The sequence below is a fragment of the Deltaproteobacteria bacterium genome (genome assembly GCA_016210045.1).
In the GTDB taxonomy this organism is placed as follows: Bacteria; UBA10199; UBA10199.
The window spans coordinates 141,946-156,281 of sequence record JACQUX010000041.1; the positions used below are offsets into that span (position 1 = coordinate 141,946).

Annotated in this window: 15 protein-coding genes; 12 read left to right on the forward strand and 3 right to left on the reverse strand. The window is 57.6% G+C overall.

Features of this window, described 5'->3' with window-relative positions:
- Positions 1–7: 7 nt before the first annotated feature.
- The 10 genes from flgG to HY696_12785 all read left to right on the forward strand — a co-directional run bounded on the left by flgG (position 8) and on the right by HY696_12785 (position 8,359).
- Positions 8–802 carry a flagellar basal-body rod protein FlgG gene (gene flgG / locus HY696_12740; protein ID MBI4239267.1) on the forward strand — a complete coding sequence of 265 codons (795 nt, stop codon included), beginning with the start codon at positions 8–10 and terminating at the stop codon, positions 800–802.
- 8 nt (positions 803–810) lie between these two features.
- On the forward strand, positions 811–1,803 hold the full coding sequence (gene flgA, locus HY696_12745; GenBank protein ID MBI4239268.1) for a flagellar basal body P-ring formation protein FlgA: 993 nt from the start codon (positions 811–813) through the stop codon (positions 1,801–1,803).
- 64 nt (positions 1,804–1,867) lie between these two features.
- Positions 1,868–2,548: a flagellar basal body L-ring protein FlgH gene (locus HY696_12750; GenBank protein ID MBI4239269.1), complete on the forward strand. Its 681-nt coding sequence runs from the start codon at positions 1,868–1,870 to the stop codon at positions 2,546–2,548.
- A gap of 11 nt (positions 2,549–2,559) precedes the next feature.
- Complete coding sequence (locus HY696_12755) at positions 2,560–3,714, forward strand: flagellar basal body P-ring protein FlgI (protein MBI4239270.1); 1,155 nt, start codon at positions 2,560–2,562, stop codon at positions 3,712–3,714.
- A gap of 200 nt (positions 3,715–3,914) precedes the next feature.
- Positions 3,915–4,601 (forward strand): peptidoglycan DD-metalloendopeptidase family protein, encoded by a 687-nt coding sequence (locus HY696_12760; protein MBI4239271.1) that lies wholly within the window; start codon positions 3,915–3,917, stop codon positions 4,599–4,601.
- 57 nt (positions 4,602–4,658) lie between these two features.
- Entirely contained in the window at positions 4,659–4,967 is a 309-nt protein-coding gene (gene flgM, locus HY696_12765; protein MBI4239272.1) for a flagellar biosynthesis anti-sigma factor FlgM, read from the forward strand.
- Positions 4,964–5,476 carry a flagellar export chaperone FlgN gene (gene flgN, locus HY696_12770; protein ID MBI4239273.1) on the forward strand — a complete coding sequence of 171 codons (513 nt, stop codon included), beginning with the start codon at positions 4,964–4,966 and terminating at the stop codon, positions 5,474–5,476. Before flgM ends, flgN begins: the two co-directional genes overlap by 4 nt.
- A gap of 15 nt (positions 5,477–5,491) precedes the next feature.
- A complete protein-coding gene (gene flgK / locus HY696_12775) occupies positions 5,492–6,901 on the forward strand; it encodes a flagellar hook-associated protein FlgK (protein ID MBI4239274.1) in 1,410 nt (469 codons plus the stop codon).
- A 14-nt stretch (positions 6,902–6,915) separates the two neighbouring features.
- Positions 6,916–7,815: a flagellar hook-associated protein FlgL gene (gene flgL, locus HY696_12780; protein ID MBI4239275.1), complete on the forward strand. Its 900-nt coding sequence runs from the start codon at positions 6,916–6,918 to the stop codon at positions 7,813–7,815.
- 1 nt (position 7,816) lies between these two features.
- Positions 7,817–8,359 (forward strand): GNAT family N-acetyltransferase, encoded by a 543-nt coding sequence (locus HY696_12785; protein MBI4239276.1) that lies wholly within the window; start codon positions 7,817–7,819, stop codon positions 8,357–8,359.
- On the opposite strand, the gene HY696_12790 is transcribed toward HY696_12785, so the two are convergent.
- The gene (locus HY696_12790; protein ID MBI4239277.1) at positions 8,340–9,872 is read right to left on the reverse strand and encodes a hypothetical protein; all 1,533 of its coding nucleotides are present in this window, start codon (positions 9,870–9,872) and stop codon (positions 8,340–8,342) included. The genes HY696_12785 and HY696_12790 overlap by 20 nt on opposite strands.
- A gap of 163 nt (positions 9,873–10,035) precedes the next feature.
- Here HY696_12790 and HY696_12795 point away from each other — a divergent pair, with 163 nt between their 5' ends.
- Together HY696_12795 and HY696_12800 are read left to right on the forward strand one after the other, a co-directional pair.
- Positions 10,036–10,809, forward strand: coding sequence for a flagellar motor protein (locus HY696_12795; protein ID MBI4239278.1), 774 nt, complete (start codon positions 10,036–10,038; stop codon positions 10,807–10,809).
- Between the two features lie 184 nt (positions 10,810–10,993).
- Positions 10,994–12,004, forward strand: coding sequence for an OmpA family protein (locus HY696_12800; GenBank protein ID MBI4239279.1), 1,011 nt, complete (start codon positions 10,994–10,996; stop codon positions 12,002–12,004).
- On the opposite strand, the gene HY696_12805 is transcribed toward HY696_12800, so the two are convergent.
- Positions 11,911–13,044 carry a hypothetical protein gene (locus tag HY696_12805; GenBank protein ID MBI4239280.1) on the reverse strand — a complete coding sequence of 378 codons (1,134 nt, stop codon included), beginning with the start codon at positions 13,042–13,044 and terminating at the stop codon, positions 11,911–11,913. The two genes, HY696_12800 and HY696_12805, sit on opposite strands and share 94 nt — an antisense overlap.
- On the reverse strand, positions 13,041–14,330 hold the full coding sequence (locus HY696_12810; protein ID MBI4239281.1) for a DegT/DnrJ/EryC1/StrS family aminotransferase: 1,290 nt from the start codon (positions 14,328–14,330) through the stop codon (positions 13,041–13,043). Before HY696_12810 ends, HY696_12805 begins: the two co-directional genes overlap by 4 nt.
- Between the last annotated feature and the right edge of the window lie 6 nt (positions 14,331–14,336).

Below are 14,336 nucleotides of genomic sequence, written 5' to 3' on the forward strand. Positions count from 1 at the left end.
AGAAACTATGTCATCACTCGCCACGTTATATGCCGCCGCTACCGGGATGGATGCGCAGGAGACGCGCATTAATAATATCGCCAACAATTTGGCCAACGTCAACACGACCGGGTTCAAGGCCTCGCGCGAACATTTTGAAGACCTGATTTACAACCAGCTGCAGACTCCCGGATTGAAGAATGGACAAAATACGATCTCTCCGACAGGGATTCAGGTGGGGAACGGGACCCGCTTAGTGTCGGTCTATAAACATTTCACGCAAGGAGAATTTAATCAGACGGGGCGGGAGTTGGATGTGGCTGTCGAAGGGAATAATGGTTTTTTCGGTGTCACGCTCGATGATGGAACACCGGCGTTTACGCGAGATGGGAGTTTCCATGTCAATTCGACCGGCGCGTTGGTGACAAGCAAGGGCTATGCGATTGTGCCGGCCATTACGGTTCCGTTAGAGGCGACATCGATCACGGTCGGGAAAGATGGCACGGTTTCCGTTGTGACCGGCGATCAAACGACGCCGACGGATTTAGGCACGCTGCAGTTATCCGTGTTTCCGAATCCGTCCGGTCTGCGCGCCATCGGCCAAAATCTTTTTAAAGAAACGCAGGCCTCCGGATCGGCGACCACGGCGACTCCAGGACAAAGTGGCGCGGGGACATTGGTGCAGGGGTTTTTGGAAAGTTCGAATGTGAATGTGGCGGAAGAGTTGATCAATATGATCGTGGCGCAACGGAGCTATGAAGCGAACTCTCGCGTGTTGTCGACGACGAGTGAAATGATGCGCGCCTCGAATAACGTGGCGTAAGGTGTACGATGCAGCAACGGTGGATCAGCTGGGGACGTTGGTGGATCATGCAGAAATGCATGGTGTTGATTCTCACCTGGTCCGCGACGGCAGTGGCGCAAACACAGGCTTGGACGGTGACGTTGTTGCCGCATGTGGATGCGCCGCCGGCGCATCTCTCCGATATTCTGGATCGGTATCAAACGAGTCCGGAGCTGTTGGAGCGCTTTGGGCTGATTACGTTGGGATTGGCCGTGGGGCAGGCGGAGATCAATCCGGTCCATGTCTTGGCGCTGCTCACGCGGGCTGGGGTCGACGCCGGGCAGCTGATTATCCAAGGGCGCGGCGTCACGATCGGCAATGGCAGTCGTCCGGATGAGATGCAGACACGGTTGGCGGGGGCCGTGCAGCAAAAATTGGCGGAACTGAAGTCGTGTGATCCGGCCGACTTTCATGTGACCTTGCCGACTTTGCCGAGCACGCTGCCGCAGGCTACGTCATTTACCAAGTTACAAGTCGAAATCGAACCTCAGCATGTGGAATTGGAAACGATCCCGGCGCGCGTCAAATTTCTCAATGAGCAGGGTGAATTGGTGAGTCAAGTCGACCTTGAGGCGAAGGTGGCCGCCCAACAAACGGTCGTCATTGCGGCGCGCGCATTAGTTCCCGGCGTGGTTGTGACGAAGGATGACTTTTTGATCGAGCGGCGGGTGGTCGCTGCGGCGCCGGGGGAGTTGGTGGTGCGCGATCTGGCGGCGATTACGGAAGGGTCGTGGCAGGTGGCGCGGGCGTTGGCGCCGGGAGAGGTCGTGACACAGGCGGTGCTGCGTCCGAACGTCACATTGCAGAAAGGAACGTTGGTCACGATTACCGCGCGCGATACGCATTTTCAGGTCCATGCCCAAGGACGGGTCAAGGCGTTGCTCGAAAATGGGAACGCGGTGTTAGTGGAAAACACGGACTCTAAGAAAGAGATCGTCGCGCGTCCGATCAGTAACAGTGAGGTGGAAATTGTTTTCTAGGGGATCAGCCATTGGACGGTGGTTCGGGGTCGGTGTGGCGCTAACGCTGCTATCGGGGTGTGCGATGCAGTACTCGTCCAAATTTCACGAGTCGAAAAATCAGCCCGATCCCGCGCAACTCTATTCCGGGCTCGTGGAGGAAGAACATCAGCACGTCAAGGCGCGTCCCTCCACTGAAGTTCGTTACGGTTCGTTGTGGAAAGAAAACTACTCTTCGCGGCTCTATGACAACATGTATCGGGCGACGAAGGTCGGAGATACGGTGCAGATTGTCGTGGCGGAATCGGCCAAGGCCGCTGGGAGTGGAACCACAAAAACGAATCGGAAGACGGAACACAAGGCCTCGATCGATCATCTCGGCGGGATTATCGAGAAGGTCGGGAAGCTGATCAGCATTTTTAGCCCGGCCAACTTGTTGGGTGCGAAGACGGAGAGTAAATTTCAGGGCGATGGTGCGACGGAGCGGAAGGGTGAACTCAGTGCGCGGCTGACGGCGACGGTGACGCATCTGTTCGAGAACGGCAATATGGCGATTCGCGGGGAGCAACATATTAAGATGAACAATGAAGAGCAGTTGTTGCTCGTGGAAGGAATTATTCGCCCGTATGATATCCTTCCCGACAATACAGTCTTGTCCACTTCGGTGGCGGATGCGCGCATTACGTATCGTGGCTTTGGAGTTGTCGCCGAGCGGCAGCGTCCGGGGTGGTTAGTGCGGTTGTTGGATTATGTGTGGCCGTTCTAAGGAAATGCAAAATGCAAAGTGCAAAATGCAAAGTGCAAAATGTGGAGAGCCCGTGGTCGTGGCGCGGGCGATGGGGCTCCGCGTTGCTCATTGCAGCACTCATGGTGTCGACGGCGGCGCAGGCGACGCGGCTCAAGGACATTTCCAACTTTGTCGGCGTCCGGAATAATCAGCTGATCGGTTATGGCCTCGTCGTGGGGCTGGATGGTACCGGCGATAGCGCCAGTTCAGATGTGATGCGACGATCATTGGGCGAGGCGTTGGCCAAGATGGGCGTTGGAGCCGATCCAGCAAAATTTCAGGTGAAGAATGTTGCGGCCATCATGGTGACGGCGACGCTACCGCCATTCGCCAAAGTCGGTTCGGCGATCGACGTGCTCGTCTCGTCGATCGGTGATGCGAAGAGTCTCAAGGGGGGGACCTTGCTGATGACGCCGATCAAGGGAGCGAATCAAGAGGTCTACGCCGTCGCGCAGGGTCCGCTGTCGGTCGGCGGTTTTGAGGCCGAGGCGGCGAGTGGCGGTTCGACGATCCAGAAAAATCATCAGACCGTCGCGAAGCTCACCAATGGGGCGTTAGTGGAAAAAGAGGTCGATTTTGGGTTGGCGGGAAAGGCGGAATTAGAAGTGGCGCTCAATCAGCCCGATTTCACGACCGCGGTGCGGATGGCGCAAAAAATCAACGAGCATTTGGGCAGTCGTGTGGCCAGTGCGCCCGATTCCGGCTCGGTCAAGATTCGTGTTCCAGGTCGCTATCGGGGAAAAATTTCCACGCTGATTGCCGAAGTCGAGACATTGGAAATTCAGCCCGATGTTGCGGCGCATATCGTCGTGAATGAGCGAACCGGAACCGTTGTGATGGGGGAGAATGTGCGCGTCTCGACGGTCGCAGTCGCCCATGGCAATTTGAGTATCCAGATCGATCAGAATTACCAAGTCTCGCAGCCGAATGCGCTTTCGCAGGGGCAGACAGTGACGACGCCACAGACCGATTTTACGGTGACAGAAGAGAAAGATCGCAAATTAGTCTTGGTCCCGGAAGGGGTGACGATCGGCGACGTCGTACGCGCATTGAATGCGATTGGCGTGACGCCGCGCGATTTGATTTCCGTGTTGCAAGCGATCAAGGCCGCCGGGGCGCTGCAAGGGGAGTTGATGCTGATTTAGGACAAGGTAAAAAGCAAAATGCAAAGAGCAAAATGCAAAATGGGTTGGAGGGGCGCATGCCGTTAAGCCAGGCCATCGCGGAGTTTTCGGTGCCGTCGTCCGCGAGCTCGCTGGCGCATTCCGATGTGCCACGCACAACACAGGAGGCGTCCACTCCAAACGCCTTGCCACTTGATCAGGGAGCTGGTCCTGCTCCGGAGGTGGTCAAAGCCGCGCGCGACTTCGAGGCCTTTTTCCTCGGGTTTGTGTACGAGCGGGCGTACGAGTCGATTCCGAAGTCTGAATTGATGGGCGGTGGCATGGCGGACAGCATGTACCACGCGCTCTTCATGCAAGAAGTGACTGCGCAGGGCGTGAAAAGCGGCGAAGGAGTGGGGCTTGCAAAAATGCTGATGAAACAGTGGGATCGGCACCCCGGTGGGTTCTCCCCCCCCCAAACCCCACCGGGGGTGCTGCCCACTATGCCTTCCGGCCGGGGTGTCGTGCAGTTTGTCCCCCCGGTCGCCACGCCATTGGAGGTAACCTCGCCGTTTGGAACTCGAAAAGATCCGATCACCGGGCGGTTAGAGCAACACGATGGCATTGATCTGGCGATGGCGCCCGGGACCCCAGTGCGGGCCACGGCCGCGGGAGAGGTGGTATATAGCGGGCCGCGCGGAGGATATGGCAATGTGGTCGTGCTCCAGCACCCGCAGGGCTACGAAACTTGGTACGCACATGCCCAACGCACGACCGTTCCGGTTGGGAAGCAAGTGCAAGCGGGTGAAGTGGTCGCATTTTCAGGGAATACGGGGCGTTCAACCGGTCCCCATCTCCATTTTGAGGTGCGGAAGGGTGGAATTCCAATAGATCCAAAGAGTTATGGAACCATTGATGCGAAAATTTAAGTTTTATGTCCCTTCTGCCGTTTACCACTTCGTGGGAACGTGCACACAGGAGGGGCTATGAAAATTGAGAATCCATTATTATCCGACCTTAATAGCATCCAAAAGACCTCTGGGTCAGCGGAAGGGCGGCGGAAGGCGGAGCGACGGGCGGCTGGTGGTGGCGAAGATCGCGTCGAGCTGTCGAATGCAGGGGAGCAACTCTCCGGTCTCCGGGCGGCCTTAGTGGACGCCTCCGATGTCCGGATGGAAAAGGTGGAACGAATCAAGGCCGAAGTCGAAGCGGGACGGTATCATCCGGATGCCGGCCAGATCGCTGACGCCATGGTGCGCGACGCCTTACAATATAGTAAATGGGGACTCACATGAGCCTAGAGGCGTTATTGGAGGAGTGGGACGGTATTTTGAGCGAGGAGGTGGAAGTTCTATCACAATTGATCGACCTCTATAAGCGGGAGCGCGAGGCGATCATTGGTATGGATCTCGAAGGCCTCACTGTTGTTACCAAACAAAAACACGAACAAATCTTACGTACCCAAGTCCTCGAAACCTCACGCCGTGGGATGACTGAACGGTTGGGGCGACTGGTGGCCATTCCCAATGACGTGACGTCAGAACGCATTCTTCAGGCCATTTCGGCGACTGCGCTGACGACACAAATTCGTCATCGGCTCTCGTGCTTACGCTCCATGGCGCAGGCCGTGTTGGAGCTGAACGAGGGGCAACGGCGTTATATTGCGCATTCCATCTCCGGCGTAGAGGCTTCGTTGGAACTCTTGACGATGCTCAGTGGCGGACAGCGGTATACCGCGTCTGGAGTAATGGACAGTCGCGAACGAGTGACCTCGATGGGCACGCAAATGAATCATAGTGTGTAAAGGAGCGGGACGGCTGTGGGTGCAACAATCACAGTATTCGAATCGGCTCTCAGCGCGTTGACGGCGAACGCGGGTGGGATGAGTGTTACCGCGAACAATATCGCCAACGTCAACACCCCTGGCTATGCGCGACAGCGGGTGACGTTTGCCTCGCGATCGCCGCAAGTCTCGGGAGGAATTGAGTTAGGGCGCGGGGTCGAGCTCACGAGTGTCGAGCGGATCTTCGATGAATTTGCGGAGCTTCGTCTCACCAACGCGTCGAGTGATAAGGGCGAAACAGACGTTGGCTCGGGGAACATTCGACAAGTCGAGGCGTTGTTTAACGAAGTGGGGCAGCCGGGTTTGGCGCAGTATATCGGCGATTTTTTTAATACCTGGAGCGATATCGCCAACGACGCCTCCGAGCGGGCGCCACGCAATAATACATTAAATAAGGCGGCGATCTTAATCGACCGTTTTCATCAGCTCTCTCAGGGGTTGAAAGACAATCGGACGTTGCTGGATGGCGACGTGCGGGACCGCGTCAGTCAGATCAACAATATGGCGGAACAGTTGGCGGATATTAATCAGCGCATTGCCGCGGCCGACGAGCGCACACAGTTGACATTGCGCGATCAACGAACCCAACTGGTGCATGATCTGGCCGAATATGTCGATGTGCAGGCGCTGGAAACCAGCGATGGGGAATATCAGGTGTACATCGCGCAGGGGCTCCAGCTCGTGGCGGGCGCTACCTATGGCACGCTCTCGACGCAAGTCGATGCCACCAATGCCGGCTTGGTCGACGTGCTCTTCGCCGTTGGGTCAGCGACCGGGTCCGACATCACGAGCCGCATTAACGGCGGAGAGTTGAAGGGCTTGCTGGATCTGCGGGATACCACGATCCCGAGCTATCAGACGCAACTGGATGAACTGGCGTATGAGTTGGCGACGGAATTCAATACCGTACACCTCACAGGTTTTGGACTCGATGGTGTCGGGGCGCGGCGGTTCTTTGGCGATTTGGCCACGACCGTGGACGCCGCGGCCAGTATTGCGTTGGATGCGGCCGTGGATGGCGTCCCTAACGCGTTGGCGGCCGCCGGGGCCGCAGCCCAGATCCCGGCAGGCAACAGTGTCTCACTGACATTGGCGGCGATGCAGACGACCAGCATTACGTTTACCACCGGATCGACGACGTTCACGAATTTCTACAGCGGTCTCCTCGCAACGATCGGCAGCGACACCTCGTTTCTAAAGGATCGAGCCGGATTTGCGGCCGAGGTCTTTCGCCAAGCGCAAGTGCAACGGGAGCGCGTCTCCGGCGTGTCATTAGAAGAAGAGCAGATGCTGTTGCTGAAGTATCAGTCGGCGTTTCAGGCCGCGTCCCGCATGGTGGGGGTGGCGGATCAGCTACTGCAAACGCTCGTACAACTGCTTGAATAACGTTTCAAACGCTTATGGCATCGGACCGCATTACATTTACGTCGACGCAACTGCTATTGCAGGAAAACCTCTTTGAGGTGCAGCGGCAATACAACGACAAAGTGATGCCGGCGACGACCGGCAAGAAAATCAATTATCTGTCCGATTCGCCGACGACCACGTCGCGGGTGATGAGTCTGCGCAATCAAGTGCGAACCAACGACCAATACCAAAGCAATTTGACGTTAGCGCGGCTGAACCTCAACTTTGCCGACAATCGACTTTCACAAGCCGATACGACGATGATGAAAGTACGCGAGATCGTGCTACGCGCCAATGACGCGAGTGTGAGTGGTTCCATGCTGAATCAGTTGGGAGAGCAGATCGACGACTTAAAGACCGAATTGCTCACCTATGCCAACGCCACGTTGGATGGAAAATATATCTTTTCCGGAACGGCGATCACGACGCAGCCGTTCTCCGGAACGCCGACGGCCTTTGCCGGGAATAGCAACGCGCTATACATCCAAGCCACTTCGACGTTGCGGGTGCAAGTCAATCTCGACGGCAACAGCATCTTTTCCGGCAGTGGGGGCGGCGTCGATATCTTCGATGTCCTCGACGATTTAAAGACCGATGTGCAGGCAGGGAATGCGGCTAATATCGCGACCGATTTGACGCGACTCGATACCGGACTCACGCAAGTTCGTAACGCGCGTTCCGATATCGGCATCCGGATGCAGCAGATCGAAGTGAATGAAACGGCGCTCTCCGAAAGTCGGGTCCAAATCTTGAGCGATCTCTCACTGCTGCAGGATGTCGAAATCGACAAGGCGATCAGCGAATTAGTGACCCGCGAAACGGCGTTGCGATTGGTCTTTTCGACTACGTCGCGCGTGCTCGGTGTCATCAGCGGTTTGCCGTTGGGCCAATAGTGTGACCACACCAACGACCATTACGATTCAACGCGTGGGGCCCGATATCCCGTCCTGGGCAGAGGATCGGGCTTGGCTGGCGGAGGCGTATTGCGATGCCATTGCGGAAGAGTTGACACATTCGTGGGTCCAAACCATCCGCCGGGTCGATCGCAATCGGCGCGATGAGATCATGGATATGCTGAGTCCGTTGTTGCTGCAAAAAGATCGCGCCTGTTTGCTAGTAGCTCGTCATGCGGCGGCGCGGGTCGGGTATTTCTTGGGACTGGTCAAAGATTGTGTGGCCGAAGTCCCAGCCGCAGTCGGTTATGTGAATGGACTCTATGTGGCGACCGAGTATCGGCGCCTTGGGATTGCGGGGCATCTTTATACGGAGGGCCGTAAGTGGTTTGCGGCGCAAGGGTTGACCGCGGTGGAGTTGTATACGGCCGTCGGCAATGCGGCTGCGTCGGCCTTTTGGCGTAAACACGGATTTTGCGTGACCGAAGAAGTGATGGTGGCACGCCTGGGTGAGTCTCCTCTGATTACGACAACAACTGAATAACCGCCATCGGTTGGATCGGCGCGTGGGCTTGTCCGAGTTGCGCGTCGACTTGTTTGGCGATCGAGCTTGCGAGGCTTTCCGCCTGATGAGCGGAGATGGTCACGCGTCCGCGCCCGGCGAGCACTTCATCGTTGCGGGTCTCGCCTTGATAACGGGCTTCAATGGCGGTGAGCGCTTCGTGTTGGGTACGCAACGCGCGATCGAGTTGATCCAGCGTTGTGACATGGGCTTGCAGCTGCTCCGGATCGTCCTCGGAGGGGTGTGAACGGAGCACTTCGCGGGTCACTTGGACCGATTCGACGACGGAGGCCTGGAGCTGATCGATGGCCCCTGCGTCGATCGTCAGCTGTTCTTCTAGAGAACGTTCCATGCTCACAGTGTCCTCACTGGATGACTGTGCCGTCGCTGTCGTGAATTGTAATAGGAACTCCCGCGGAGAGCTGGGCAGTTGGGATCGCGGTGCGATGGTTTGCGGCGTCGCAGTGAATTGGATCGTATATGGAGAGGACGGTTGCGGCGGCGCGGTGTCTTCGCGTGGCATCTCGCGCGCCTGCACAGCGCGTCTGGCAGTCGGCGCGGCGCGGAATTTGGGTGTTGTTCCTTGCATCGCCAATTCCACTTCGGTGTCGGTGAGTGATTCGGTGCGATGTTCCTGCGCTTGAGCCGCGGCGACGGCTTCTGCCGGGCTGCGCTGTTGTGCAGTTGGCGTCGTTTGTGTGTCCGGAGTTCGTGCGGCGGGTGGTCGCCGCTGCGTTGTGTGTGCTGGCTGATCCGCAGCGGGAGGTCGATGTTCCTGGTCCGCATCACGCGAGGCATCAAGACGTCGCTGCTGGGCGTTACGTGCCTCGCTGCTGCGTTGTAGGCGCTCCTGGCTCGATGCCGCATGCTCCGAGTTTATATCGCGTTGCGGTCGTTCCTCTGCAGAGCTCTTTTGCAATGACGTCGGAGGACCGGATGCTGCCGTCTCAATCGTAGACGTCGATCGGCTATTGCCTTGGGAACGACTGAACAGCTGGGCGTCATTCGAACCTAATTGGGGCGCGGATTGGGCCGATGGATCTCCGCCCGCGAGCATGTGTTTGCGCGTGGTTTCTTCCGGTGTCTCGGGATGCGGCCGGCGGGATGCCACAATGGCGGACGCCTTGGCCTTGCTGCGCTCGACTAGTTCCGCTTCTTGATTTTGGGTGATAGTTGAAGTCTGAGCGTTGGTTTGTGCAATATGTTGATTCAGCTCAGTGCGACGCTCTTGCACCGCTTTAATGGCGGTTTCCAATGCCATCCGGGCCAATTTGGCATTCGTAAAACGATCGGCGCGGGCAATGCTCCGGTCACTGGCCTTTTTTTCCGCAGAATCGCCGTCGCGTTCGCGCTTAGCCCCGCGGGTCTCAACTTGATCGGTCCCTTGGACACGTCCGGACAGTGGGGCGGAGCGGAGCCGATCTTGTTGCTGTAGCTGGTCGACTGCTTGGGCCGGCGAAGTGGCCCCCATAGAAATGCTTGAACTGTTCGCCATAATTTCCCCCTCCAAAAGTATAAACGGCATTGAACTTTGAAAACTTGAGGGGAATTTATTTATTCATTGAACCATTCAGAAATGCGTGGGAAATGCCGTTTTTGCTCTCTACCGGTCTTGTGCGGTTCACGCGGGGTGGAACGGAGGGTTGGAGCGTACCCGGATGGAAATTGCAACGATAGCTGGTCTACTGCTGGCACTCGCCGGAATCGTCGGGGGGCTCATCCTCGAGGGGGGAAGTCTCGCTCAAATTTTGCAGCCGACAGCGGCGATGATCGTGTTGGGGGGAACGTTCGGGGCCGTGCTCGTCAGTTTTCCGCTGAATACCTTCATGACGGCGATGCTCGGATTTTTGAAGATTCTGAAACCGCCGGTCTCCGACCCGTTTGCCGTGATTGAGCAACTCGCGGAATTTTCGACCAAGGCCAGGAAAGAAGGGATTGTGTCATTGGAAGCCGACGCGAAGAATCTGAAAGATGAATTTCTGCGCAAGGCGATCATGATGGCAGTCGACGGCGCCGACCCCAAAGAAATTCAGCACACGCTCGAGACCCAATTGGGCTACATGAACGAGCATGGGATGACGATCCCTAAGGTCTGGGAAGCGGCGGGCGGGTATGCGCCCACGGTCGGGATCATCGGCGCGGTGATGGGGTTGATCCAGGTTATGCAGCACTTAGATAATATCGAAGAAGTCGGTCACGGAATTGCGGTGGCGTTCGTGGCGACGATCTATGGTGTGGGATGCTCGAATATTATCTTTTTGCCGGCTGCGACCAAGCTGACATTGCAGCATAAAAAAGACATTGTGATCAAAGAGATGATCATTGAAGGGATCGTGATGGTGATCGAAGGGGTGAACCCGATGGTCATTCGCGACAAGCTGTCGGGATTCTTCGTGGAGAAGTCCAAACAAGTGGAAGCGGAGAAAAAATAGGGACATGTAGCGGGTAGTTGCGTACTGTGCCGGGTGGCCTAGGACCCGTAAGAATCGTGGATTCGTGCGGTGGTCAGAGTTCAACGCTCTAGATTTTCAGTGGAAATTATTTCTCTTCGTTTGGCCTCCGAATTGCTTTCCATATCATCTTCCGGCTCACTGAAAAGTGCCGACAGGGGGACGCGTGTCGAAAAAGAAGCATGCCCACGAAGAACATGCGAATCATGAGCGCTGGCTGGTGTCATACGCCGACTTCATTACGCTGCTGTTTGCGTTCTTCGTCGTGCTCTTTTCCTCGTCGCAGGTCGATCGCAGTAAAACCAATAAGATGTCGTTGGCCATCGAAGCGGCGTTCAGCCGGTTCTCGCTGTTTAAAGAACAGGCCGGCGAATTGAACCTGATGGGGACGAATGGCAAAGTAGCGAGTAGTCGCAAGAGTGTGATTACCAGCGACGAGGGGGCGCCGCTCTTTATGGCGCCGGAATTGATGGATGAATCGTCAGACGAACAATCGGTGCGCTATAACATGGGACCCGGTGAATTATCGGACAATGTCGGCGTGCCATCCACCATGGAAAAGGCGATGCAGCGGGCGCAGCAGGATCTGATGAAGATTATGGAGAAGCATCAGTTGGGCGCTGCGGTTGGGATCGGCTGGGATGAGCGCGGGCTGGTCGTGAGTGTGCGGGACGTGGCGTTGTTTAAATCGGGCGTGGACGAATTGACGCCGGAGTCGAAAGTGGTGTTGGACAATGTTGCACAAATGATCAGTCGTTTGCCGAACCAAGTGCGGATTGAGGGCCACACCGACGATCGGTCGCCCGGCGATCCGTTTCATTCGAATTGGCAACTTTCGTCGGCCCGTGCCACGCATATCGTGGAGTGGTTGGTCGAAGAGTTCGACATCAATCCCAATCGATTGGTTGCGGTGGGGTATGGGCAGTATCGGCCGGTGGCGGACAACAAAAGTGAGGCGGGGCGACAGCGGAATCGACGGGTCGATATTGTGATCCTTTCCGAGCAGGCGGCGAAAAAAGAAGCGCCACTGCCCGTCAATCTCCCGCCGGCCACGGCGAGTCAGCCGCCGAAAGATCCGTTCGATCATTTACCCGTCCGAGGTGCGGTGCCGGCACCACGACCTGCCAGTCCATCAGGGTTATCGCTGACACCGGAAACCGCCACAATGACGTTCTGAGTGGCGTTTCGTTCGGAATAAAAGTCCGCAAGCGGATGCTGCTCCGTGCCGTGCTGATTGAGACCCTCGCGGAGCGATGCGGTCAGCGCATCACGGTCCGTAATGACTGGAACGGGCTGGATGAATCGTGCCCATGGCGCGGTCGCGTCGATGTGTGGTTGATAGCTGAGACTTGGGCAGTGTAGCAGCAGGGCCTCCAGCAGCAGAATCGTTGTGATGCCGACGACGAGGTCGCTGGCGAGCACGACCTCGTGGCCGGACAGTGTGGCTGGCGCGTGGAAGATGCGCAGCGGAGTCGAGTGCAGTCGATCGTGGTATTTGTCGTGCGCTTCACGCGGATGTGGCTTGAGCAGGATGGTGGTGGGTGGTGCGAGCATGGCGCAGCTATGGAGGCAATCAGTAACGACTTCGAGCTCGTCGTAACCGCGAATCGTTTCGTAATCTCCAGCCACAGGTTCTGTCAGCAGCCCGATGACGCGGGTATCCGGGGGGATTCCTAACTGCTGTCGCACTGCGAGTCGGCGCATCTTGCGGTCAGCGGCGGACAGCGTCACGAGGGCGTCGAAGTCGGGGTGGCCGGTGATGCAGAGACGGTTTGCAGGGAATCCCTCCGCGATCATTTCGTCGCGCGCGCGCGCGTTCATTACACAAATGCGATCGGGCAGCGCATCCCGCAGTGGGCCATCGCGCGTGGTGAAGCGTGCCGAATAGTTACACCAATGGTCGAGGATTGCGACGCTCGGGATGCCGAGTGTGCGGGCGGCAATGCGAAGCTGGTTTTCATAATCGCCGCCGTGGGCGGTGACGACACTGGTTCCGGTGACGAGCGTTGCCGGATGCAGGGCATGTAGTTGTTCGAGCACAGACTGGGCTGAGGTCTCAGGGTCGATCGGTCGCACGACAATCGCCTCGGTATTGACCAATGGCTGTAACGCGGTGGGGATCCAGAGTTGATGCGCCGGAAAATGAGGAATCACCGGAAGCAGCGCGCGGAGTCCGCCGGGATTGTTGGCGGCAAAGAGGGTGGGGCGCGGTGTCATGGTTGATATGCGCGTAAGGCGTCGCGCTGCTCCACGATCTTGTAAATGGCGTCACGCACCTGTTGCGCGGCGGTCGTGTCGAAGTCGTACGCGCACCACGGGAGATAACAAAGCGTTTCTGCGTACAGCCGTTCGGCGGTTGCGCAGAGTCCGACTGGATAGCGGCGCGCCGTTGTGGTGCCGGAATCGGCCGTAAAGGGAAATCCGTCGCGGCCCCACGCCATCCGTTGTTGAAACATCGGGGCGAGGTACAGTGGCTTGACGTAGCGTTCGACGATAGGAATGCCTTCCGCGTGGAGCGCCGCAGTAAATTGGGCGCGCGAGATACCGAGTCGCTGGGCATCGATCTGCAATGGGAACGTGTAATACACATGCGAGCAGTCGGGGCGCACCGTCGGCGGTGTCAGTCCGTCGATGCCGTGCAATGCGGCTCGCAAACTTTCCGCAATACGCATTTTGTGCTCAAGAACCTGTGGCAATTTTTCGAGTTGGGTGCCGCCGATCGCCGCTGTGAGCTCCGTCATGCGATAGTTCCAGCCGATCATGTTGGCGAGATCAATGCCGGGGCGTGCTTCGACGACGGCCTCGGCGTGATTGCGGATCAGTTGGAGACGTTCGGCCAAATGATCGTCATTGGTGACGCAGATACCGCCTTCTCCGGTTTGGATGTGTTTGTGGCAATTGAGGCTGAATACGCCGATTTCGCCGATCGTGCCCGCATAACGGTCCTGATAGCGTGCGCCCGGGGCCTGGGCGCTGTCTTCGATCAGCGCGATGCCGTGACGTCGCGCGAGTTGGCGCAGCGCCTGCAGGTCTGCCGGATGGCCGAACAGGTTGACGGCCAAGATTGCGCGCGTGCGAGCCGAGATGGCGCGTTCCACTGTATCGGGGTGCAGCGTGTACGTCGCGGGATCGATGTCGGCAAAAACAGGCATGGCGCCGTAAATGAGCGGGGCAGTCGCGGAGGCGCTCATGCTGCATGGCGAGACGATGACTTCGTCGCCGGGACCGATCCCGAGCGCGCCGATCGCGGCGTAGAGGCCTGAAGTCGCCGAGTTGACCGCAATCGCATGACGCACGCCGAAATATGCGGCCCATGCGCACTCCAACATTTGGACTTCCGGTCCGCCGTAAAATGCCGGGGACCATGCTCCGACGTAGCCGGAGAGCACGCCTGATTCCAGCACGCGTCGCGCCGCGACTTGCTCCTCCGCGCCGATCGTATTCCAACGCGGCAATGGCGTGGTTCGGACCGGAGGACCACCGAATAGGGCGAGTTGTGTCATAGGGCT